The organism is Caviibacterium pharyngocola, from assembly GCF_002795405.1.
Classification (GTDB): Bacteria; Pseudomonadota; Gammaproteobacteria; order Enterobacterales; family Pasteurellaceae; genus Caviibacterium; species Caviibacterium pharyngocola.
Genome location: NZ_PHGZ01000013.1, coordinates 1 through 23,740, shown reverse-complemented (window position 1 = coordinate 23,740; position 23,740 = coordinate 1). Strand labels below are relative to the sequence as shown.

At 44.6% G+C, this 23,740-nt stretch carries 24 protein-coding genes; 2 read left to right on the top strand and 22 right to left on the bottom strand.

Going from position 1 to position 23,740, the window contains the following annotated elements:
• Positions 1-216 precede the first annotated feature (216 nt).
• Complete coding sequence (gene melR / locus CVP04_RS05495; protein WP_100296518.1) at positions 217-1,203, top strand: transcriptional regulator MelR; 987 nt, start codon at positions 217-219, stop codon at positions 1,201-1,203.
• Here the strand turns inward: melR and CVP04_RS05490 are convergent, their stop codons facing one another.
• The 22 genes from CVP04_RS05490 to CVP04_RS05385 all read right to left on the bottom strand — a co-directional run bounded on the left by CVP04_RS05490 (position 1,204) and on the right by CVP04_RS05385 (position 22,314).
• The gene (locus CVP04_RS05490; protein ID WP_100296517.1) at positions 1,204-2,043 is read right to left on the bottom strand and encodes a TPR domain-containing protein; all 840 of its coding nucleotides are present in this window, start codon (positions 2,041-2,043) and stop codon (positions 1,204-1,206) included. It abuts the gene before it with no gap.
• Positions 2,040-2,531 carry a heme lyase NrfEFG subunit NrfF gene (gene nrfF / locus CVP04_RS05485; protein ID WP_165772777.1) on the bottom strand — a complete coding sequence of 164 codons (492 nt, stop codon included), beginning with the start codon at positions 2,529-2,531 and terminating at the stop codon, positions 2,040-2,042. Before nrfF ends, CVP04_RS05490 begins: the two co-directional genes overlap by 4 nt.
• Complete coding sequence (locus CVP04_RS05480) at positions 2,522-3,046, bottom strand: DsbE family thiol:disulfide interchange protein (RefSeq protein ID WP_100296515.1); 525 nt, start codon at positions 3,044-3,046, stop codon at positions 2,522-2,524. The genes nrfF and CVP04_RS05480 overlap by 10 nt, the downstream gene beginning before the upstream one ends.
• Complete coding sequence (nrfE, locus tag CVP04_RS05475) at positions 3,039-4,943, bottom strand: heme lyase NrfEFG subunit NrfE (protein WP_100296514.1); 1,905 nt, start codon at positions 4,941-4,943, stop codon at positions 3,039-3,041. Before nrfE ends, CVP04_RS05480 begins: the two co-directional genes overlap by 8 nt.
• Positions 4,944-5,095: 152 nt before the next feature.
• Positions 5,096-6,058, bottom strand: coding sequence for a cytochrome c nitrite reductase subunit NrfD (gene nrfD, locus CVP04_RS05470; protein ID WP_100296513.1), 963 nt, complete (start codon positions 6,056-6,058; stop codon positions 5,096-5,098).
• Positions 6,055-6,732, bottom strand: a complete 678-nt coding sequence (gene nrfC, locus CVP04_RS05465; protein ID WP_100296512.1) for a cytochrome c nitrite reductase Fe-S protein — start codon at positions 6,730-6,732, stop codon at positions 6,055-6,057. Before nrfC ends, nrfD begins: the two co-directional genes overlap by 4 nt.
• A complete protein-coding gene (nrfB, locus tag CVP04_RS05460; protein ID WP_100296511.1) occupies positions 6,729-7,355 on the bottom strand; it encodes a cytochrome c nitrite reductase pentaheme subunit in 627 nt (208 codons plus the stop codon). The genes nrfC and nrfB overlap by 4 nt, the downstream gene beginning before the upstream one ends.
• 67 nt (positions 7,356-7,422) lie before the next feature.
• Positions 7,423-8,862 (bottom strand): ammonia-forming nitrite reductase cytochrome c552 subunit, encoded by a 1,440-nt coding sequence (nrfA, locus tag CVP04_RS05455; RefSeq protein ID WP_100296834.1) that lies wholly within the window; start codon positions 8,860-8,862, stop codon positions 7,423-7,425.
• A 623-nt stretch (positions 8,863-9,485) separates the two neighbouring features.
• The gene (gene lipA, locus CVP04_RS05450) at positions 9,486-10,448 is read right to left on the bottom strand and encodes a lipoyl synthase (RefSeq protein WP_100296510.1); all 963 of its coding nucleotides are present in this window, start codon (positions 10,446-10,448) and stop codon (positions 9,486-9,488) included.
• A 14-nt stretch (positions 10,449-10,462) separates the two neighbouring features.
• Positions 10,463-11,116 carry a lipoyl(octanoyl) transferase LipB gene (lipB, locus tag CVP04_RS05445; RefSeq protein ID WP_100296509.1) on the bottom strand — a complete coding sequence of 218 codons (654 nt, stop codon included), beginning with the start codon at positions 11,114-11,116 and terminating at the stop codon, positions 10,463-10,465.
• Positions 11,117-11,119: 3 nt separating this feature from the next.
• Complete coding sequence (gene ybeD / locus CVP04_RS05440) at positions 11,120-11,416, bottom strand: DUF493 family protein YbeD (protein ID WP_100296508.1); 297 nt, start codon at positions 11,414-11,416, stop codon at positions 11,120-11,122.
• A 356-nt stretch (positions 11,417-11,772) separates the two neighbouring features.
• Positions 11,773-12,960 carry a serine hydrolase gene (locus CVP04_RS05435; RefSeq protein WP_100296507.1) on the bottom strand — a complete coding sequence of 396 codons (1,188 nt, stop codon included), beginning with the start codon at positions 12,958-12,960 and terminating at the stop codon, positions 11,773-11,775.
• 261 nt (positions 12,961-13,221) lie between these two features.
• Entirely contained in the window at positions 13,222-14,070 is an 849-nt protein-coding gene (locus tag CVP04_RS05430) for a septal ring lytic transglycosylase RlpA family protein (RefSeq protein ID WP_100296506.1), read from the bottom strand.
• A 51-nt stretch (positions 14,071-14,121) separates the two neighbouring features.
• Entirely contained in the window at positions 14,122-15,237 is a 1,116-nt protein-coding gene (gene rodA, locus CVP04_RS05425; RefSeq protein WP_100296833.1) for a rod shape-determining protein RodA, read from the bottom strand.
• Positions 15,237-17,174 (bottom strand): penicillin-binding protein 2, encoded by a 1,938-nt coding sequence (gene mrdA / locus CVP04_RS05420; protein ID WP_100296505.1) that lies wholly within the window; start codon positions 17,172-17,174, stop codon positions 15,237-15,239. Before mrdA ends, rodA begins: the two co-directional genes overlap by 1 nt.
• 33 nt (positions 17,175-17,207) lie before the next feature.
• Entirely contained in the window at positions 17,208-17,675 is a 468-nt protein-coding gene (gene rlmH, locus CVP04_RS05415; protein WP_100296504.1) for a 23S rRNA (pseudouridine(1915)-N(3))-methyltransferase RlmH, read from the bottom strand.
• A 129-nt stretch (positions 17,676-17,804) separates the two neighbouring features.
• Positions 17,805-18,113 (bottom strand): ribosome silencing factor, encoded by a 309-nt coding sequence (gene rsfS, locus CVP04_RS05410; RefSeq protein ID WP_100296503.1) that lies wholly within the window; start codon positions 18,111-18,113, stop codon positions 17,805-17,807.
• Between the two features lie 346 nt (positions 18,114-18,459).
• Positions 18,460-19,338 (bottom strand): N-acetylneuraminate lyase, encoded by an 879-nt coding sequence (gene nanA / locus CVP04_RS05405; protein WP_100296502.1) that lies wholly within the window; start codon positions 19,336-19,338, stop codon positions 18,460-18,462.
• Between the two features lie 20 nt (positions 19,339-19,358).
• Positions 19,359-20,228, bottom strand: coding sequence for a MurR/RpiR family transcriptional regulator (locus tag CVP04_RS05400; protein WP_100296501.1), 870 nt, complete (start codon positions 20,226-20,228; stop codon positions 19,359-19,361).
• Positions 20,229-20,245: 17 nt separating this feature from the next.
• On the bottom strand, positions 20,246-20,716 hold the full coding sequence (nanQ, locus tag CVP04_RS05395) for an N-acetylneuraminate anomerase (RefSeq protein WP_100296500.1): 471 nt from the start codon (positions 20,714-20,716) through the stop codon (positions 20,246-20,248).
• A 9-nt stretch (positions 20,717-20,725) separates the two neighbouring features.
• A complete protein-coding gene (locus CVP04_RS05390; protein WP_100296499.1) occupies positions 20,726-21,613 on the bottom strand; it encodes an N-acetylmannosamine kinase in 888 nt (295 codons plus the stop codon).
• Between the two features lie 11 nt (positions 21,614-21,624).
• Positions 21,625-22,314 (bottom strand): N-acetylmannosamine-6-phosphate 2-epimerase, encoded by a 690-nt coding sequence (locus tag CVP04_RS05385; RefSeq protein WP_100296498.1) that lies wholly within the window; start codon positions 22,312-22,314, stop codon positions 21,625-21,627.
• A gap of 465 nt (positions 22,315-22,779) precedes the next feature.
• Here CVP04_RS05385 and CVP04_RS05380 point away from each other — a divergent pair.
• On the top strand, positions 22,780-23,740 hold a 961-nt coding region (locus CVP04_RS05380), incomplete at its 3' end, for a TRAP transporter large permease subunit (RefSeq protein WP_133118475.1).

Below are 23,740 nucleotides of genomic sequence, written 5' to 3'. Positions count from 1 at the left end.
TCATCAGATCGAAAGGTACATTTACCTAAAATCATAATGCCCAAAATATCGAAAAAAATTAATATCACATTCTTTAATAAAATTCCCAAAAACTCACTTTTATTGTTCTAGATATCAAAATATGAGTTTTTAGGAATTTTTAGCAAAAAATTACTATCTTTTTTTCGGTTAAACGAATACTCTAATTCAGGAATAAACTTAAAGTGCGGTCAATTTATGATGAAAAAAAGAAATAATACAACGGTTGATACTTCCGCCTTTAACAGTGAAATTATCAGTCCGTTATCTTTATATTCCGATAAACAAACACTCAATGTCGTTTTACAACAACCACCTTATGTAATGGCTGGTTATCACTGGCACGGACATATAGAAATAAACATTCCTTTTGATAGCAACGTCGAATACATTTTCAATGGACGTAACGTCACTATTCAAGCAGGACATATCGCGCTTTTTTGGGCTTCAGTTCCTCATCGAGTAGTTGATTGTAAACATTGCCGTTCAATGGCTGTTTTGGATATTCCAGTACACTTATTCCTATCTTGGCCGCTCTCGCGCGAACTTATTAACCACGTAACACACGGAATTGTCATTCAATCAAAGCACGCCGAACTTGTCAGCGCTTTTGAAATAACACGCTGGGAAAAGGAGTTGCAATCAGACAATTTGAATGTGCAGCAGTTGGCTTATGATGAAATTCAACTAATGTTAAGACGTTTAAGTTTTGACGGTTGGGAACTCTTATTAGAAAACACATACCAATCAAATCAACAAATCAAATCATCTAAACATACTCAACATTATGTAAGCTTAATGTTAGATCATATTGCAAATCATTATAGCGATGCACTCACGGTAGAAAATGTGGCAAGCGCAGTCGGATTAAATACGCATTATGCAATGCGATTATTTCAAACCGTAATGCAGTTAACAATTAAACAATATATTACGATGATGAGGATTAACCATTCTAAAGCACTTTTAAGCGACACTGATAAAACAGTATTAGATATTTCACTCACCGCCGGATTTAATTCAATTAGCCGGTTCTATGATAGCTTCCAAAAATACACCGGCGTATCGCCGCAAAATTATCGTAAACTGAGTCGTTCAAACGAGAAATGGGCTAGCCAAGGATTTATCCCAACCGAACAAATCAATAAAGGTGCGAGTGACGGTAAAGATCTCCTTAAAAGATGACTATTCCCTCTCCCCCGCCTTCAACAACATTTCCGCCATTTGCATACTTTGGATGATGGCGCGGCGGTCGGTTTCCGGTTTGTCGCCGTCAAGGATTCGCTGCCATAAACTTAAGGCGCGGCGGTAATCCGCTTGGAGGAAGGCGTCGCTTGCCAATAAGGAGAGGGCGGAGATTTCTTGCGGATCTTGTTGTAAAGCGCGGGTTAATAAGTTTTCCGTTGCCGGTGTGATTTTTTGCCCGTCGCGGTAATATTGCGCACTTGCCGCCAAGCCGAGCAAATAAGGTTTTTGTCCTTCCAATCCTGCAGCATTGTTATAAGCGATCAGGGCGTTTTCAAATTCGTTATTAAGCATATATGCCTGCCCTAATTCCACCCAATGGGCGGCGTTATTCGGATCACGGCGTAAGCGGTTTTGCACGGTTAAGATGTAGTCGTTATTTTTGTCGATTGCATCGCGGTTTTCCGATTTTATGCGCATTTCCGTGCCGTCTTGTACGCCCATTTGCGCCACGTCGAAACGTTGTAAGGAAAAATAATAGCCGAGCGGAAGCAAGGTGAGCAGCAAAAATAGCAAACTTGCGTAACAAAAATGATTCGTGGCGATATTCGGCGAATAAAAGTGCGGTGAATTTTGCAGCTGTTTTTCGTCATTCAATAAACGTTGCGCATATTCGTCCGCTAAGTCGGCAGGCGGATTGGCGCGCAGTTGCCGTTGATATAATGCGACGTTTTGTTCGCGTCGATAAGCGCGTTGCCAATCTATTCGTCCGGACAACGGCAGAAAAACCGACAGCGCAATCACCACAAACGCCAACATTCCGATGATAAATTCGTTCATTTTTTTCCCGTTTTTTGCAATAAGTCGTTTAATGCTTGTTGTTGCGCTTGATTAAGCGAGGCGTTTTTTGCCTCGGTGGAAGTTCGGCGGCGGAGGTAATAAACAACACCGACGATACCCGCCAAAAAACATAAAAACGGCAATCCCCACAATAACGCGGTGGTTGCTTTAAACGGCGGGTTATAGCGCACGAAATCGCCGAATCGCGCCGTCATTGCCTCAATGATTTGCTCGTTGCTTTTGCCTTGGTTCACCATATCGTACACTTCAATGCGCAGGTCATAAGCGATCGGCGAATTGGATTCCACCAGATTTTGATTCTGGCACTGCGGACAACGCAAGGATTTTGCCAACTCCACGGCGCGCGTGCGTTCTTGCGCATTGGCGAATTGATAGGTGTCCACCATTTCTGCGCGCACGGGTGCGCAATATAATAATATTGCCGAAAAAAACGTCAAAAGTGCGGTGAATTTTTTTATTATTGCCATTTTTCCCATTCCGGTAAAAATTTTTGTCGCCAAATTTCTTGGTTTAATTCGCCCGAATGACGATAGCGAATGACGCCGTTTCCGTCGATTAAATAGGTTTCCGGCGCGCCGTCAACGCCGAGTTTCAATGCAAGAATTCCTTGACTGTCGTCGATAACGGAAACAAAAGGATTGCCCATTTTGCGCAACATTTCCACCGCACTTTGCGCCTTGTCGCGATAATTTAAGCCGACGATTTTTATGCCTTGCTCGGTAAGCCGCATCAAAAACGGATGTTCGATTTTACAATAGACGCACCAACTGCCCCAGACGTTTAATAAAAAAGGTTCTTTGGGTAAATCCGTGTTGCTCAGCGTATTTGTCGGATTTAACAAATCCGCTTGATAAAATTCGGGAATCGGTTTGCCGATTAATGCCGAGGCGATTTGTTTCGGATCCTGTTGCAAGCCGCGAAACAATAAAAAGCACAGAGCAAGAATCAATAATAACGGCACAAAAACCAGTTTTCTATTCATCATTTTTTCGTCTTAATCCTACAGCCGCACAAAACGCGCCGAACGCCATTAATAATCCGCCCGCCCATAACCAGCGAATAAAAGGCTTGTAATGCAAGCGGAAAGTAAATTCGCCGGCGCCGAGTTTGTCGCCCATTACGATGTAAATATCGCCTAACCACTCCCAATGCAAACCGACTTCCGACATATTCATCGTGCGCACCTCATAATAGCGCCGTTCAGGATAAAGTGCGGTCACTTTTTCGTTATTTTTAAACACCTCGAAATGGGCTTTCTCGGCGGTGTAGTTGGCGCCTAATTCATTGGTAAATCCCACATAATGAAAATCATAGCCGTTCAGTTGTTGTCTATCGCCGGGCGATAAGCGCACGCCGATTTCCGTGCCGAAATAGCTCGACATCACCGCGCCGATCACTGCAATCGCCACGCCGCAATGAGCGAAGATCATTCCCAAACCTTTAATGTTCGATTTAAAAGGATTCACGCATAGAGTTGTGAACAACAACCAACAGGCAAGCGTCACCAATAAAAATGCGACGGCGTTAAAACGCAAACTTTCGTCTGCTTTAACGGTCAAGGCGATCATTGCGTAAGCACAAGCTAACGCGGGCAATAACAGCAATCCGTTACGGCGCAATATGGCGAAATGTCCCGTTTTCCAAAAAGTCGCTAATACCAAGATCATTATCAGCAATAGGATGATAAATAAAGGCAAAAAGACGGTATTAAAATACGGCGCGCCGACGGAAATGGAACCGTATCCCAACACGGAAAACAACATCGGATAAAAAGTGCCGATAAATACGCTCGCCGCCGCAACGGTAAAAATAATATTCGCGAGCAACATCAAAGTTTCGCGCGAAAACAGGGCAAAACGCACACTAACGGGTTGAAGGTTCACTTTTAAGGCGAATAGCGTCAATGATCCCACGGTTAACAAAAAGAATAGCATTAATAAGGCAATTCCGCGCTCGCCGTCTAAGGCGAAGGCGTGAACGGAAGTCAATACGCCGGAGCGCACCACAAAGGTGCCTAATAAACTAAAGGCAAAGGCGAAAAGCGAAAATAAAATTGTCCAATAGCTGAAAATGCCGCGTTTTTCCGTGACATATAAACTGTGCAGCAACGCTAAACCTAATAGCCACGGCATTAATGAGGCGTTTTCCACCGGATCCCAAAACCACCAGCCGCCCCAGCCCAATTCGTAATATGCCCACCAAGATCCCAACATTATGCCAAGAGTTAGAAACATCCAAGAAACCAACACCCAAGCGCGCGTCCAACGGGCAATCGCTGCGTCGAAATGCCCGCTTAATAAGGCGGCGACGGTTAAGGCGAAATTCACCGCAAATCCCACATAGCCGATATACAACAACGGCGGGTGAAAAATTAAGCCTACGTCTTGCAACATCGGATTAAGATCGCGACCTTCCAAGGGTATCGGGAAAAGGCGGATAAAGGGATTGGAGAAAAACAAAATAAAAATCGCAAACCCTGCGCACAGTAAACCTAAAACGGACAAAGTGCGCGTCGCAATCAAGGGATCGATTTTTCGGCTGAAATAGGCAAACGCAGTTACCCAAAGCGCGAGGGAAAACAGCCAAAACAGCATCGAGCCTTCGTGTCCGCCCCAAACAGCGGCAAGTTTAAAAAATACGGGCAGCTGAGAATTAGAATGGGCGGCGACATATTCGACGGAAAAATCGTCCGTTGCAAAGGAATAGGCTAAGAAAAACAACGAAAGTGCGGTGAAAATTCCGAATAAATAACTGAAATGCCACGCGAATCTCATTATATCCGGACGATGTTTCATAATGCCGATTTGCGGGACGAGCGCTAACAATATCGAGCAAACCGACGCAAAAAGTAACGCAATAAAACCAAGTTCCGGAAGCATTTTATCTATTTCACCCTCGCTTAAAAGTAGGTTTATTCTAGTGAAATCCCGCCGAAATGTCATTGACATTTTAGAGGTATAACCGCGCGTTAAACAAAAAATGACGACAAAAAATAAGGCGCCGAACGCGCCCTATTTTAAACTTAATCGGCTTATGCCAAAGTCATTTGTCCGGCGTATAGGATAAAGTAGCGCAGGCACAGCACGCCGATTAATCCTAAGGTCGCCACAAAGATCATAAAACCTCTGTTATGTTTTAGTTGATTGCCGGCGATCGCATTAAGCACCAACGGCGCAACAATGCCGATTCCCACGACACCGATCCAGAACACATTCGCCCAGAAACCGCCTAATACCGCCGTTTCGAAGGCAACGGTTTTTTGTCCGCCGCCCAAATATAAGCCGAAGAAAAAGGCGAACAACAAGAAGGCTTCAATTAACACCACCGGCAATTCGAATTTATGCAAAAAGCCGATTGAGGCAGAATGCGTACTTTCTTTGGTAAACAATAAGGTGCAGAAAATCAATGCGGCAATACCGGATGAGGTTCCCGACGCAAGGAACAAAATCGGCAACACCGGATTATTCAACATCGGATAGCTGATTAACGCCGATAACAAGAAACCGGTATAAGCACCGAGCGCCACACTCAAAATTAAGGTTACGATTTCAATAAAACCGGTGAATTTCGCCGAAATATCAATCACTTTTGTTGCCAATGCAGACAATTTCGGCACAAAGCGATTGATTAGGCTTAACACGAGATCTTTAAAAATAATCGCCAACCATAAAATGAGGAACAGCATATACACTTGGAATAAAATCACCCCGACGGACATAATGGAGGTGTGATGATAATTAAACATCAAATACCAGAACGTCCAAGGTTTCGCCAAGTGGAAAATCAACAATAACAAACCGATGGTAATACTGATCGGCGCAAGCAAGGCATTGCAGCGCAGAATATTATTCTCCGCCGGATTTTCTCCTGCCAAACCGCTGCGTTTTAATAATACCGCAAGCATTGTCGCCCCAGCGGAAATCCCTAATAAAAAGAGATAAACCGCAATGGCGTGATCCCACACTAGAGAGGGAAAATGAAACGGGCTATTCATCGTCTAACCTCCCCCGGACGTGCCGGAACGTGATATAAATTCGGATCCGTACCCAATTCGACTTTTGTCCGATAAGTTTGTTTTTCTTGTAGTTTCAAAGAAATCGCACTATTCGGATCATTCGTATCGCCGAAGGTCAAAGCTTTTGTCGGGCAGGCTTCCACACAAGCCGGTTGTTTACCCGCGGCTAAATTGGTATCGCGGCAGAAATTACATTTATCCGCCGATTTATACACCGGATGAATAAAGCGCACGCGATACGGACAAACCGCAATACAATATTGGCAACCGACACATAAATCTTTATGCACGTCAACAATGCCTGTTTCCGGATCGATATAAGATGCGGCGGTCGGACACACGGTGACGCAAGGCGCATTGCTGCAATGCTGACAAGAATGGCGGAAAAATTCATATTTCACATTAGGAAATTCGCCGTAAGGCTGACTTCTGATAATTTCCAAACGAGAAACACCCTCCGGCACTTGATTGGTTTCACGACAAGCATCCATACACGCCGTACAGCCGATACACGCGGTTTCATCGTGTAACATTGCATAGCGAATAGGTTGCGCTTGCGTTGTGCCTTGTGCCGCTGATTTAATTGTTGTTCCCGTCATTAGGATTAACGCACCCATACCGGAAACAAAATTTCGGCGTGAGCAAGCTGTCATTTTTTATCCTTTTGTTCGGTTGATTCGGTATTGGCTTGAGCTTCTTTACGTTTTTGCTGTTCACCGTGGCAATCGACGCAAAGTTTCACTTGTTCTTTCTTCTCGATGCCGTCCATCGCATCTTTTTTCGGGTGCAATGTATGGCAACTTGCGCAAGGTAGTTTCATCGCGTGAACATCGTGCGCCCAAAGCTTTTCGCGTAATTTGTCAGGACGGTGACAAGAGAAACACACTTGGTTTTGTTCTTGCACCGAATACATCGGCTGTTTTCCGCTGAAAATATCGCCTTCGAAACGCATCACGTCTTTCACGCCGCGACGGTGATCTTCGGAAATATTACCGTGACAGTTCACGCAAGTAATAGCTTTTCCGTTATTCGGATTTTTTTGCGACAAGTGCGTACCGTGGAATTTTCCGAAGTGGAATTCACCGCCGGATTGTTCTTCGTTCGCATCCAATTTATGACATTTCGCGCAATATTCGTTCGGATTACGCTGATTTTCCAATGTCGGTTCGTAAGTAAGCGGATCGGTGGTAGCGGTTTGAGCGCTTGCAGGCAATGCAAACATCATCACACCGGCTAACGCCGCCAGCTTGAGTATATTTTTCAATACGAAATTCATCTTTTTTTACCTCAATTCGTTGCGCAATTTCGACCGCACTTTATCGAAAGTGCGGTCATTTTTCGGATTATTTTGCCGGTGGCGCTTCAAGAATTAAGCCTTTATCAAGGGCTTCTTTATTCCATTGCGGCACAACTTCTTTGAGGAATTTTTCTTTATCGGCACGTTCTTTTTCAATGTCGATACCGATAGCTTTCCACGCTAATTCGGCGGTTGAAATATCCGGCACTTGAACCGGAGTTTGCACGCCGTGTTTCACTAAAATCGCCGCTAATTTAGCACGCGCGTCCGCCGCACGATCCAAACCGCTAGCAATCACTTTCAACAACACATCCGGTGCGTGAATATGACCGCCGTGACCTGCCGCAGAGTAATCCCAACGCCATTGCGCGTGACGAATCGCTTGTAACGCGTCTTTCATTTCCGCTTCGGTAGCACCCGCATCCCAAGCTGCTTTCGCTTCGAAGTGCGCGCGTACAAGTTGATCTTCAAGTTTAATCATCACGTCTTTAATATCGTGTTTACGCGACGCAACAATGCTTTGTAATTTTTCTTTGCTTTGATCGTGGCAGTTTGCACAAGTGCTTTCAAAGGCATCGAACGGATTACCGATTTTGTGATCCGTATAAACTTTACCGTCGGCACCTTGTACTTTCGGCATATGACAGTCGATACAGGTCACACCGTTTTTACCGTGAATGCCTAAAGACCAAGTTTCATAATCCGGATGTTGCGCTTTTAACATCGGCGCTTTAGAGACGGAGTGAACCCAGTCTTTGAATTCGATATCGTCGTAATATTTTTCGATACCGTCCACGTCCACACCGTTAAACCAAGGGAATACGACGTTGTTGGTGACGTTTTTATCGAAATAATATTCAACGTGGCAGTTTGCACACACCGCCGCGCGTTTATCGGTTTTATCCAGTTGCGGGAAGTCTTTGCTGATTGCGTCCAAAGCGCGTAAAACGTGCGGACGAGCGATACGTAACGCAGGTTTACCTTCGGCGAAATCTTGTGAAGTCGTATCGTGGCAGTCGGCACAACCGATAGAATTGACCACTTCCGCTCCACCTTTCGCCCATTTGCCGTTAAAATAGCCTTCCTCACCCCATTCGGCAATCAAACGCGCTACGTCCGGACCTTTACAAGTCCAACACGCCATAGGTTGAGGCCCGCCGTTTGCGTCCATCGGCGCACCGGTACGCAAAATATTACGCACGTCGGTAACGGCATAAAAGTGTCCGCGCGGTTTGTTGTATTCTTTTGAGAACGCATAACCGCCCCATAACACGATCATACGCGGATCAACTTCAATCGCGGGAACGATTTCGGTGGATTTTGATGTTTCTTTCCAGCTGTTATATTGGCGAGCATATCTTTCCGCAAACTTATCATTATTCGATTCGATTTTTACATCGCTCGGTTTTGCAAGCTCTTGCAAAGTCGGTGCCATTTTACCGCTTTCGGTGGTTACGGCTTTCGTTTCGGCTGCGGCGCTGTGCATAACGCTCAAACCGAATCCGGCAATCGCCAGAGATGTCAGGGTTTTTCTGAAAATGTTCACGATAATTACTCCACTAAAAATTGATCAAGGTCAGTTCGTACATACAAATTTAACATTATTCACTATTCATCGAATTCATATCAAATGAGAATTTTTATCATTAAAAACAATACGATAATAAATAAAAAGAGAAGAATTCAGGATTAAAAATAGCAAATCGCCCGAAATTTTTCAGGGTTATTTGAAGATTTATTGCGTTTGATCAAGATTTTTTTGAAAGATAACTCATTGGAGTTATTTTTGCTACATTAAAATAATTAGTAAGTGTTATAAAAACCAGATATTTCAAAAAGTTATGAATATTCACTCGGAAAATAGAATAAATTATTAGACATACCTCTTTATAGTTATTTTGCGTTTTATGCTACATTTCAACCGATAATCATAAGGAATTGTTTTTATAGGTTTTTAGTAAAAGTGCGGTGGTTTTTACGCAAAAAATTCGGAGCGCATCAGACTGATAAAAATCTTAATTTATAAATACAATAAATTAGAGTTTGTCAATGATCTCAAGGCGAACACAACGTTCGCCCGACAAATGTATGAGATGACAAGCGGAAGAATTATTTCACCAGTCCACCGCTCGCTTGTAAATCCGCGTGATAGGAAGAACGAACGAAAGGCCCGCAGGCGGCGTGTTCGAAGCCCATTTGTTGCGCTTTTTCGCGGAAATCGTCAAATTCCTCCGGCGGTACATAACGCGCAACCGGTAAGTGATGGCGACTCGGTTGCAAATATTGCCCTAAAGTCAGCATTGTGACGCCATTGCTGCGTAGATCTTGCATTACTTGCAAAATCTCTTCATTGGTTTCGCCCAAACCCACCATTAAACCGGATTTCGTCGGAATATGCGGAAACATCGCTTTAAATTCGCGCAATAATTTCAGCGACCATTGATAATCTGCGCCGGGACGAATTTCGCGATATAAACGCGGTACGTTTTCCAAGTTATGGTTAAACACATCAGGCGGGTTATCTTTTAATTTATCTAACGCCGCCTCAATGCGTCCGCGAAAATCCGGTACGAGAATTTCGATTTTAATGCCCGGATTTAAGCGGCGAATTTCTTTCACGCATTCGGCAAAATGCCCTGCGCCGCGATCCGGCAGATCATCGCGATCCACTGAGGTGATCACCACATAGCGCAATTTCATATCTTGAATGGTTTCGGCTAATTTTTGCGGTTCTTGCGGATCCGGCGGCAAAGGTTTGCCGTGCGCCACATCGCAAAACGGGCAACGACGGGTGCAAATCGCACCTAAAATCATAAAAGTTGCGGTGCCGTGATTAAAGCATTCGTGCAAATTCGGGCAGGAAGCTTCTTCACAAACCGAGTGCAAACCGTGGCGGCGCATTCCGTTTTTGATGCTGTCGATTTTTGCGCTGTTCGCCGGTAATTTGATTTTCATCCACGCCGGTTTTTTTAATAATTCCTGATTCGGATCGATATTTTTGACCGGAATAATCGAGGTTTTTGCCGCATCGCGATATTTCACGCCGCGTTCCATTTTGAAAGGCGTTGCCATAACCGTTCCTTTTGTTAAAAATTTGTTACATTATTATAGCCTAATAATCGGGTAAAGTATGCAACTAATTTCGGTGACACTTTTTCGCATTGCGCTTCATCTTGCGCGATAAAATCCGCTAACTGACACATTTCCAAACCGGCATAGCCACAAGGGTTGATCATTAAAAACGGCGATAAATCCATATTCACGTTAAGCGCCAAACCGTGAAAGGAACAGCCGCGACGGATGCGTAATCCGAGCGAACAAATCTTTTTGCCGTCCACATAAACCCCCGGCGCATCTGCTTTCGGGTAGCTTTTGATGCCGTAATCCGCCAAGGTGTTGACCACCGATTGCTCAAGTGCGGTCACTAATTGACGAATATTGAGATCGCGTCCGGCGGCTTTTTGTCGTTTAATATCAATCAATACATACATTATTTGCTGACCGGGTGCGTGATAGGTAATTTGCCCGCCACGATCCGATTGCACCACCGGAATGTCGCTGCGCTGCAATAAATGCTCCGGCTTTCCGGCGGAACCTTGGGTAAATACAGCGGGATGTTGCACCAACCAGATTTCATCCGTCGTGGTCGCCGTGCGGTTATCGGTAAATTCCTGCATTTTATGCCAAATTTCCTGATAATCGCGCACACCTAATTGCCTAATAATAATGTCCGTATCCATTAGTTAAAGCACCATTCTCACACCGTCGATTTTCGCCAGTTCTTGATAAAGGGTTTCCACTTGTTCGATATTTTCCGCCACAATATCCACGGAAACCGAATTATATGTGCCTTTCGAGCTGATGTGCTGACGCGGGTTATAATCGCCTTTGGCGTAACGTTGTATCACCACAAGGGTGTCGTCCACTAAATCCGGTCTGTTTTTGCCGACCACTTTGAAGGTGAACGGGCAAGGGAAATCTAATAAATCTTTTAGCTGTTGTTGAGGAATATCTTCTAATTTTACGATTTTTTCCGTCATTCGTTTTTCCTTTTATTATCGTATGGGATTTTTATCCGACAGCGCTCTTCGGTCGCAATCGGTTAGGCAGAATACGGACGCACGCAGTGCGTTCCTACAGGTTCCCTATTTGTCAATTTGTTACCCGACAGCGACCTTCGGTCGCAATCGGTTACGCATAGTTGAGTGGCTCCGCCACTCTGTAATGCAGGAGGGGTACAGATTATTATAAAATGCGTTTATTAGGGCTATAACATATTCTCTACGCAAAATTAATCTAATCATTTGATTTATAAAATCTTTTTAGTTTTATTGTAGGGGCGTATGGCATACGCCCCTTTCGCAGTTATAACTTATCCGCCGTTATGTTCGGTCGTTTAACCGAACAAACTTTTCACCGTTAACACCAACCAGTCCCAAGCTTTGCCGAAGAAACCGCCTTCACTGACTTCTTCCATTACTTGTAAATTGACTTTAGCGATGTCTTTGCCTTCCAGCTGATAAACCACCTGTCCGACGACTTGACCTTTCGCTAACGGCGCTTGTAGGTATTTTTGTTCCAATTCATAACGCGCTTTTACGTCCGCTTGACGTCCTTTCGGTAAGGTGATGAATGCATCTTGCAACACGCCTAATTGCACTTTGCCGCTGTTGCCGTAATACACGCTTTGTTCGGAAACCGCTTTTCCGGCTTCTAGGGCTTTAAAGGTTTCGAAATTCGCAAAGCCCCATTGTAAGAGTTTTTTGCTTTCTACTTCCCGACCTTTATATGTCGGCACGCCCATTACCACAGAAATTAAACGCATATTGCCGTTGCCGGTTGCGGAGGCGACTAAATTATAGCCCGCCTTGTCGGTATGACCGGTTTTCATTCCGTCAACATTAATGCTTTTATCCCATAATAAACCGTTGCGGTTCGGTTGTTTGATTTTGTTAAAGGTGAAATCTTTTTCCGCGTAAATTTTATATTCTTCCGGCAAATCGCGAATAATATGTGCGCCGATTATCGCCATATCGCGTGAAGAGGAATATTGATTATCATCATCTAAGCCGTGCACGGTGGTGAAATGGGTGTTTTTCAAGCCGAACTGCGCGGCGTATTTGTTCATCGCGTCAATAAAATTTTGCTCGGAGCCGGAAATATGTTCCGCCATTGCCACGCAAGCGTCATTGCCCGATACTACGATAATACCGCGATTTAAATCGGACACGGAAACTTGTTGATTCAGATTCAAGAACATTTTAGACGAGCCGGGAAAGTTTTTCCCCCACGAACTTTCGCCGATTGTCACTAAATCCGTGTTATGAATTTTACCTTGTTTTAATGCGTCACCCACCACATAGCTGGTCATCATTTTGGTCAATGACGCCGGATATTGGCGTTGATCCGGATTTAGCGCCGCTAAAACCGCACCGGAATTGTAATCCATTAAAATATAGGTTTGCGCATTGAGTTCCGGCGCAGTGATGCCGTATTGAATATCGTCCGCTTGAGCTAAAAGCGGCATTGCCAATACGCTTGAAATCACCGCGATTTTGGTTTTTTTAAAGACTTTTTTAAGCATACATCTAATGTCCTAAATAAATTTATTTTGAATTAATTTCAGGTTTGTTGATCTTTTGAATTTACTATTTTAAACCCGTACCATTCTTACCCTAGCACACCAAACCGCACAGCTACAATCAGACTACGACGGAATTTCTCCTTCATAGTATAGAGCGGCGGAGCCACTCAACTATGCGTAACCGATTGCGACCGTTGGTCGCTGTCGGATAAAAACGGAACTATTTCGGCGTCATTTATATACTCAGAAATTCAACACGCCCTAGTTATAGCCATAAACAATCAGTTGTTTGGAACGATTAAGTTTTTGTAACTGTGCTTTTAGCCGATTCACTTCGTTTTTGCTTGTCACCGGCCCGAAGTGAATATCGTATTTTTTGCCGTTTTGTGAAATTTCGGCTTTGACGTTTTCCAGCGCCAATTCCGCAATCACTTGTTCCGCTTGTTGTTTGCTGTTGACGTTCAACATTCGGATTTTATAGCCGTCCATATTTTCGGAGGGCTTTTTATTTTTCGCCGAATTTTCCACCGCACTTGTGTCTAATCGGCTGAGCCCTTCGGGATGGGTTGTTGTTTTTGCCAATGCCGCCGCCGCAGGGCCGGAAATTTTACCTTCCGAGCTAACGTGTAAAGCTTCAACTCGCACATTGCCCGTGCCGCGTGCGAGAAGACCGATTTCTTTTGCCGCTGCGGAGGATAAATCGATAATTCGTCCGCGGGTGAACGGTCCGCGATCGTTAATCCGCACAATCACTTTACGATTATTATGTAAGTTGGTAACTAACGCATAGGAATTCAACGGCAGCGTTTTATGCGCAGCGGTGTATAACGCCGGACTGTAAAGTTCGCCGTTCGAGGTTCTGCGCCCGCTGAATTTGGCGTGATAATAACTCGCTACGCCTTCTTTCGAATAATTTTTCGCATTATGATGCGTTTTGGTCGTATAAGTGACGCCCTTCACTTGGTAAGAATGCGATTTGGTCGTCGGTTGTTTATAAGTCAACTTGGGGCCTTGCACGCCGTATAACTTCTTTGTTTCCGCCTGCGTCGAAAGTGTTACCGCCGCAATCGACAAGGCAAGAATACATTTTAAGGTTTTCGTTAGTTTCATATTAAATATGCTCAATTTTTATCAGGTTCCGTTTCTAAGATTCGCAAAATCTTATTTAGTTCCCTTGAAAAAATGTTCTTTGTGAGTGTGAACGGACATTATTAAGCCGAATCCTGCCATAATCGTCACAAATGAAGTGCCGCCGTAGCTCATTAAGGGCAACGGCACGCCCACTACCGGTAAAATACCACTCACCATACCAATATTCACAAATACATAGACAAAAAAGATTAAGGTTAACGCACCGACTAATATGCGTCCGAATGCGGTTTGCGCATTCACGCCGATCATTAATCCGCGCACCACGATAAACAAATAAATCGCCATTAACACGGCAAAGCCGATCATTCCGTGTTCTTCGCTTAAGACGGCGAAGATAAAATCCGTATGCGGTTCGGGCAAAAACTCCAGCTGGGATTGCGTGCCTTGCATCCAGCCTTTGCCCCAAATGCCGCCCGATCCGATGGCGATTTTCGATTGCAGGATATGATACCCCGCACCGAGCGGATCTTTTTCCGGATCAAGTAAGGTTAATACCCGTGTGCGCTGGTAATCGTGCATTAGGTAAAACCACATTATAGGAATAAAACCGACTAACGCAACCACCGCAGTTAAAATCAACCACCAGCTCATTCCGGCTAAAAACACCACGAACACGCCGGAGGCGCTGACTAAAATCGATGTGCCTAAATCCGGCTGAATCGCCACAAGCAAAGTCGGACCGAGAATTAATCCCAGCGCGATAAAGGTATCTTTTAATTTCGGCGGTAAGGCGCGCTTGCCCAAATACACCGCCACCATTAAAGGCACGGCGAGTTTTACGATTTCGGAAGGCTGGAAACGCAATATGCCTAAATCCAACCAACGTTGCGCGCCTTTGCTGGTGGTACCGATTAAATCCACCAAAATCAACAATACGATACCTGCACCGAATAAATAAGGCGCGACGCGTTGATAAAATTTCGGCGAAAATTGTGCCATTACCAACATTACCGCAAAGCCGAGGGAGACCTGAATCACACGGTTACGGAACATTGCTTCGTTTGCGCCGGATGCGCTGTATAACACCAATAATCCGTAAGCGGAAATGACCACCAAGCCGATAAATAACCAAAGATCGATGTGCAAACGTCGCCACAGCGATAGCCATATTTTCTTTTCTTCCATCATTCCGCCACCTCGTTTTGCTCTTGCTCATCGATCGGTTTTTGCATTTCATTCACCTGAGGCAAGCGAACGTTTAAGTAATAATCCATAATGCTTCGCACCACCGGACCGGCGTTGGAGCCGCCGCCGCCGGCATTTTCCAAGATCACCGCCACCACCATTTTCGGATTTTCATAAGGTGCGTAAGCGATAAACCACGCGTGATCGTGTAATTCTTTCACCAACGCGCCGGCATTATAGGTTTGATTTTCTTTCAAACTGAACACCTGCGCCGTGCCCGATTTGCCCGCCACGTGATAACGCGTACCGGCAAAAGGTTTGCGCCCCGTGCCGTTGCCCGCATTCACTACATTGAACATTCCACGTTTCGCCGCGTCCCAATAAGCTTGACTCGGTTCTTTAATATCGTCGTATAACAACGGATCTTTATAAGGCTCCACCGTGCTGCCTTCAATGGATTTCATTAAGTGCGGTGTGTTTACCTTGCCGTTATTCACTAACACTGCAAGCGCTTTCGCCACTTGCAACGGCGTTGCCGTCCAATAACCTTGCCCGATACCGACGGAAATCGTATCGCCTTGCACCCAAGGTTTTTTATAGCGTTTTTGTTTCCATTCGCGGCTCGGCATAATCGCGGCGGTTTCTTCCTGAATATCGATGCCCGTCGGCACGCCGAAACCGAAACGTTTCATCCAGTCGGACAGGCGATCAACACCCATATTGTACGCCAGCTGATAAAAATAAGTATCGGAGGATTCGGTAATCGCTTTGTTTAAATCCGTATAACCGTGACCGGATTTTTTCCAGTCGCGGAAACGCTTGGTGCTGTTCGGTAAAATCCAATAACCGGGATCGAATACCGTGGTATTTTGCGTTATCACGCCTTCCTGCAAGCCTGCGACCGCGATAAAAGGTTTGACCGTAGAAGCGGGCGGATACGCGCCTTGGGTGACACGACCGTATAACGGACGATTCGGATCCTCCAACAAGCGTTTATAATTTTCGCCCGAAATGCCGCCGACGAATAAATTATTGTCGTAACTCGGCGTAGAAACCATTGCCAAAATACTGCTATCTTTCGGATCCAACACCACCGCAGCGCCTTTTTTGCCGGCTAATAAATCGGTGATGTAACGTTGTAAATCCAAATCTACCGTCAAATGCACGCTTTTGCCCGCGATCGCCGGTTGTTCGCGCAATTTACGAATCACTTTACCGCGATTGTTGATTTCCACTTCTTCGAAACCGACCGTGCCGTGTAATTGATCTTCGTAATAACGTTCGATGCCCAATTTGCCGATGTCGTGCGAACCGGCATAATTGGCGAATTTATCTGCTTTTTTCAAACGTTCGACGTCTTTATCGTTAATTTTCGCCACATAGCCCAAAATATGAGTCAGCGGTTCACCGTATAAATAATGCCGTTTAAAATAAGGTTTAATTTCCAAACTGGAGAATTGATATTGATTCACCGCAAAGCGTGCGATTTGTTCTTCGGTTAAATCCGGTTTCAATAAAATTGAGGTATAACGCGAGGAACGGCGACGTTCTTTCTTAAAATTTTCAATATCTTCGTCGGTTAAGCCGACAAGCTGTTTAAGTTGGTCAAAAGTGCGGTCTAAATTTTCTACTTTTTCCGGCACGATATATAAGCCGAAAAAGGTTAAATTTTCCGCCAACATTCGACCGTAGCGATCGTAAATCAATCCGCGTGTCGGCGGCAGTGGCAACAATTTAATGCGATTGCCGTTCGAACGCGTTTGATAAGTTTCGTAATTCACGATTTGCAGATGATATAAATTAGTGAACAATACCGCCGATAACGCCAAAACGCCGATAAACGACACCAATGCGCGGCGTGCAAATAAATTGCGCTCCGCTTTATTGTCGCGAATCGGCTCGTGGGTTTGTTGAGCGAGAAATTTCTTTAAATTCATTGCTATAATCTGCTTTCGATCATTGGTTTCGGGTTACTCGCGGTGATACGGATGATTTGCCGTGAGCGACCACGCACGATATAGGCTTTCCGCCGCCACAATGCGCACTAAAGGATGCGGCAAGGTCAACGGCGACAGCGACCAGCTTTGTTCGGCGGCGGCTTTACATTCCGGCGATAAACCTTCCGGCCCGCCGATTAAAATGCAAATATCGCGCCCATCATTTTTCCACGCTTCTAATTGTTCCGCCAGCAGTGCTGTCGTCCAAGGTTTACCGGGAATATCCAAGGTGACGATTTTATTTTTGCCGCACGCATTCAACGCGGCTTTGCCTTCTTGTTCCAAGATTCGCTTAATATCCGCGTTTTTGCCGCGTTTTCCCGCCGCAATTTCAATCAGCTCCAAAGGCATATCTTTCGGGAAACGGCGTTGATATTCTTCGAATCCGCGAGTTACCCAATCCGGCATTTTGGTGCCGACCGCAATTAACTGAATTTTCATCAAATATCTACCTTATGGTTGAAACCCAGCCATTTATGGCGGATAATTTAATTGGAAGAGGCGTAACCTCTTCCAATTCAGGGCAACACATAGGGCCTCGCTCTTATGAGGCTCTGTGTGTTGAAACATTTAGCTCCAGAGTTTTTCTAATTGATACAACTCGCGGCTTTCTCGTTGCATTATATGCACGATGGCTTGACCGAAATCCACCGCCACCCAATCGGCGGTTGCTTTGCCTTCTTCGCCGAAAGCTTCAAAGCCCGCCTGTTTGCTTTCGTCGATCAATTTTTGCGCCAATGAAGCAACGTGACGGGCGGATGTGCCGGTGCAGATAATCATATTATCGGTCACGGAAGAATTGCCTCGTACATCAAAATTTAAAATATCCGTCGCTTTTAAATCGTCCAATTTAGTCATTAAAAAATCGGTTAAGGTCATTATATATTTCGCTTATTACTTTGATGTTATCAACTTTTATCCGACAGCAACCTACGGTTGCAATCGGTTACGTATAGTGGAGTAGCTCCGCCACTCTAGTAGCCCCGGAGGGGCGACTTCAGCCATAGGCTATACCCTACGGCTTTGCCGTGCTAGGGTAAAAAATATTCGCTTATTACTTTGATGTTATCAAAAATGTGTAATTTTAACACGAGATGAGGAAGATAGGAATACGCTTAAAAAACAACCGCACTTTTAAAGTGCGGTTAGGTTAACGATAAACATAAAAGGGCGTATGCATACGCCCCTACAACAGAATAGTTTAATTTATTTAATAAATCCGGAATTAAAGGAATTTTTCTTTTAATTCTTTGGCAACCGCTAATTGTTTTTCGGTTGCTTTGGCAGTCATCGGTTCGCGGCAGTAACCTGCGTCCACACCTTCAAGTTTCAATAATTCTTTGATGGTGAGATATAAGCCGTTCGCTAAGATACCTTCGATTAAATCGTTGGTAACGTGTTGAATGCGTAACGCTTCGTCCAATTTGCCCGCGCGGGTTAAATCAAAGATTTGTCTTGCGCGGATACCGTTGACGTTAAAGGTACTACCGATCGCGCCGTCCACACCTAATGCCGCTGCCGGTAACATCATTTCGTCGAAGCCCGCCCAAATGAGGTGATCCGGATAAGCTTTTTTCAAGCGTTCTAATAGATAGAAGTCGCCGGCGGTGAATTTCACACCCAATACTTTAGGGTTTTTGTATAATTCGCCGAATTGTTCGACACCGATGTTTACGCCGGTTAAGAACGGGATGGAGTAAACGATCATATAGTTACCGGTTTCGGCAATAATGGTTTCGTAGTAGTTTTTGATTTCCGCAAAACTGAATTTGTAGTAGAACGGTGTTACCGCAGATAAGCTGTCATAGCCTAATTCCGTTGCGTATTTACCTAATTCCACCGCTTCGTGTAAGTTAACGCTACCCACTTGTGCAATTAAAGCGACGTCATCTTTCGCTTCGTCTTTTGCAATACGGAAGATTTGTTTTTTCTCTTCGGTGGACAACATAAAGTTTTCGCCGGTACTGCCGCCGACATATAAACCGTCCACTTTCATTTTATCAATGTTATGACGAATAATTTGTCTCAAGCCTTTTTCATTAATTGAGCCGTCTTCGTTATAAGACACTAATAGCGCACTAAAAATACCTTTTAAATTTTTCATTGTTTTCTCCTATTGAGGGGTTATTTAATTCGTTGTTCTAAAATGACATTAACGGTTTTTTGCTTCATTTCTACGGCGTTATCTTCTTCAGCTTGTACCAATAACGCGTAAATCAAATCCAGAACGAAAAGTTGCGCGATTTTCGTTCCGATTGAGTCGCCTTGCAACTGTCCTTGGCGGTGACCGTTTATCAAAACATAATCCGCCACTTGCGTAATCGGCGAGCGCAGATTATGAGTTAAGGCAATGGTGGTCGCCCCGTTTTTTCTGGCAATACTTAACGCTTGGGTAGTTTCCTTCGAATAACCGGAATGACTTATCCCGATCACTACGTCACCGTCGCGCATTAACGCCGCCTGCATATACATAAAATGGTTATTGCTTGTAGCATCAACCTGCAATCCGATTCGCATCAGTTTGTGTTTGGTATCTTCCGCCGTTACACCTGAGGATCCGACACCGAATAAGAAAATCCGATTGGCTCTGCGTAATGCGGCAACGGATTCTTCCAACTGCGAGCTATCCAATAAATTAATGGTTTCGGAAATCACATTATTAATGGAATTTTGCAGTTTTTCCGCGATATGTTGCGCGTCGTCGGTCGGCGTAATATCGCTGTCTAATAAAGAATTCGGCTGTTTTTCTCTGGTTGCCAATTCAATGGACAACTGCAATTTAAAATCGGTGAAACCTTTAAATCCCAACGTCCGACAAAAACGGATAAAAGTCGCTTCGCCCACATCAAATTGCTCGGCAATTTCAGCCAAAGAACATTGGCTTAATAAATGCGGCGAAGATAAAATCGTGCTGGCGATTTTCTTCTCCGTTTTGGTCAGGCTATTATATAAAGCACCAATAGTGTCTAAAATGTTGCCGCTTGTTGCCGCCATAATACGCCTCCCTTTTATTAATCGATTAATTCGACCGGTACTTTTACCACTAATTTTTTCAAACTCGCCGGTTCGTCGCCTACGTTACAGCAAGGTTTATGCGGCTCGTAAGGTAAAAAGACGGCGAACATTTTCGGCGTTAAAACTACCGCACTTTTATTCGGAATATCCGGAATTAATTGATAATCGTCTTTTTCATCATAGTCGGTATATGCGCTAAGATCCGGATAATTCACGCCGTATTCGATACGTTCGGCGCCGGAGATCAACACTTGCACGTCGATATATTTGCGGTGTAATTCCGCTTGTTTGCTTTCCGGTGCGGCGGTTTCCGGTTCCATTACGTTCATATAAATTTCATCGGTAATATCGTGGCGTCCTTTTTCCAATGCCGCCAAATCCAATGTATTTAAATGATCACAAATGTCCGCGATTACTTTCGGTAATCCGCGTTTAAAATCCGCTCTGGTTAAATCGCCAAAAATCATATTTACTCCTTACAATAAATTTTGTCGTAATTGTTCTTCCACCCAATATGCCGCGCCGATCAAACCGGCGTCACCGCCGAATACCGCGCGTTCCAACGGGCAACGATAAAATTTCGGCATTTCGTCCAAATAAGCTTGCACCAAAGGCAAATAACCTTCCGCCAAGCCGACGCTACCGCCAATGACTACTTTTTGTACATCCAATCCGATCACCATATCCGCGACTAAATTTGCAATCGCCGCAGCAGAACGACGAATAAGTGCGGTGGCTTTTTCATCTTGTTTTCTGAATTGTTCGAACACTTCTTTCGGACTCAACGGCGGATTCCACTGTGACGAAACCGCTTCGATCGCACGTCCGGCGGCAACGGCTTCGACACAACCGCGACGTCCGCAACCGCATAACGGGCCGTTCGGATCTGCCAAACTATGACCGATATGTCCGACTACGCCGTTCGGACCGGTAGAAAGTTGTCCGTCTAAAATAATACCACCGCCGACACCGGTTGAAACCGTAATAAAGACAAAATTTTTCACCGCACTTTTATCTTGCTGCGCATATTCCGCGCACACCGCTGCTTGCACATCGTTTAACAATCCGATCGGTTTATCGGTGTGGCGCGCAATGCTTTCTTTTAATGGAAAATCTGCCAAGCCGCCCAAGTTTTTCGGGTTTAATGCGGTTAAAATACCGTTATTAATAATGCCGGTGGAAGCCACGGCGACCGCATCGAATTGTCCTTCGTAATGGCGAACAATTTCCGCCAGAGCTTGATGCATCGCCGTCGCCGCGTCGTCTTGCGGTGTGGTGATTTGACGGCGTTGTTCGATAACGCCGTTTTCAATAATGGCGGAGGCAATTTTGGTTCCGCCGATATCTAAAGCCAAACAACGCATAATCACTCCTCTTATTTATGTGCCGATTTAATCGCACCGGCAAACCAGCTGACAATATGTTCCAAACGGGTCAATGCCGAGCCGACGGTCACGGCATCCGCGCCGATTTCTATCGCGGTTTTCGCCAATTCAGGGGTGTTATAACGACCTTCCGCCATTACATAGCAACCGGCGGCTTTGAGATCTTTCACGAGTTGATAATCCGGTTCTTCCGGCACTTCGCCGCCGGTATAACCCGACATTGTGCTGCCGACAATATCAAAACCGAGCTGTTGACAGTAAAGCCCTTCTTTTAGATTAGAACAATCCGCCATTGAAAGACAGCCGACTTCTTTGATTTTTTTCACCGCACTTTCAATGTCCACCGGTCTGGCGCGATCCGTACCGTCCACGGCGATAATATCCGCACCGGCGGCAGCTAAATCTTCAATATCTTGTAAAAATGGGGTAATTCTCACCGGACTGTCCGGTAAATCGCGTTTTACAATTCCAATAATCGGAATATTGACGACTTTACGCACGGCTTTCAAATTTTCTACGCCTTCGATGCGCAATCCGGCGGCACCACCGATAACCGATGCTTGCGCCATTGCGGCAACAATTTCCGGACTATCCATCGGGCCGTCGTCAACCGGTTGGCAAGAAGCGATTAATCCGTATCTGATTTTTTCGAGTACATCTTTATTTGGTAATTTTGACATATGAACTCCAATATAAACATTATAAAAGAAGTTAATTTTCGTTTTGCTAAGCATAATCCTCTTAAAATAAAAAACAAGGAAAATAGTTTAAAAGTGAGATCTAGATCATAAAATGGAGCAAAATTTCACAAAATAATTTGAAGAAACAGTATTTAACTTGTATTTTAAACGGGTAAGTGAGTTTTCTTGCTTATCCAATGCGTCTTTCACGCAACGATAAAATCACATTTCTGAAATATTACTTCATTATTTTATGAATGATGATTCGATTCGACAGCGGCGACACATCTTTTTTATTATCTCGTCAATGCCTATTCGGATAACAACGGAAAACTTGATTCTCGGCGCGGATTTAATAGTGAAATCCGCCCGGCTTTCCTGATCAAATAGAAATGCGGTTCTATTATTCTTAGCGAGGCTCCTGAGCAGGAAAGCAGTCTTTTAATTTAATGTATCGGAGTACATATGAAACTTATCAACAAATTAGAAGAATGGATCGGTGGTGTATTATTCCTCATTATCTTTGCAATTCTTCTGGCTCAGATTATTGCCCGCCAATTTTTTCATTCGCCGTTTATCTGGAGTGAAGAATTGGCACGACTGCTATTTATTTACGTCGGTATGCTCGGTATTAGTATGGCGGTGCGCACTCAGCAACACGTCTATATCGACTTTTTAACCAACTTTATGCCGGAGAAAATCAGAAAATTATGTAACTCTTTCGTCCAACTGATTATTTTCGCCTGTATTTTTTTATTCTTCCATTTGGGATTGAAAGTTTTCCTTGATGCCACCTTTGAAATCGTTTCCTTGGGCATTTCGGAAAAATGGCTGTATGCGGCGCTGCCGTTTATTTCCGTCCTAATGTTCTTCCGTTTTTTACAAGCGCAAGCGGAAAACTTTAAAAATGGTTTAAGCTATTTGCCGGCGACGTTTTTCCTAATAAGTGCGGTGCTTTTATTAGCAATTTTGTTCGTTTCGCCGGACGCTTATAAAGTGTTGCGCATTACCAACTATGTGAAATTCGGCAGCAATGCCGTATTTATCACCTTAATCGTTTGGTTGGTGATTATGTTCCTCGGCACGCCGGTGGGTTGGTCTTTGTTTATCGCCACGATTTTATATTTCTCAATGACTCGTTGGAATATCGTCAATTCGGCGTCTAACAAATTAGTGGACAGCTTAAACAGCTTCCCGCTACTTTCCGTACCTTTCTTTATCTTAACCGGTATTTTAATGAACACCGGCGGGATCACCGAACGGATCTTCAACTTCGCGAAAGCCTTACTCGGTCACTATACCGGCGGTATGGGTCACGTTAATATCGGCGCGAGCTTAATCTTCTCCGGTATGTCCGGTTCGGCGTTGGCGGACGCAGGTGGTCTCGGTCAATTAGAAATTAAAGCAATGCGCGACGCCGGTTATG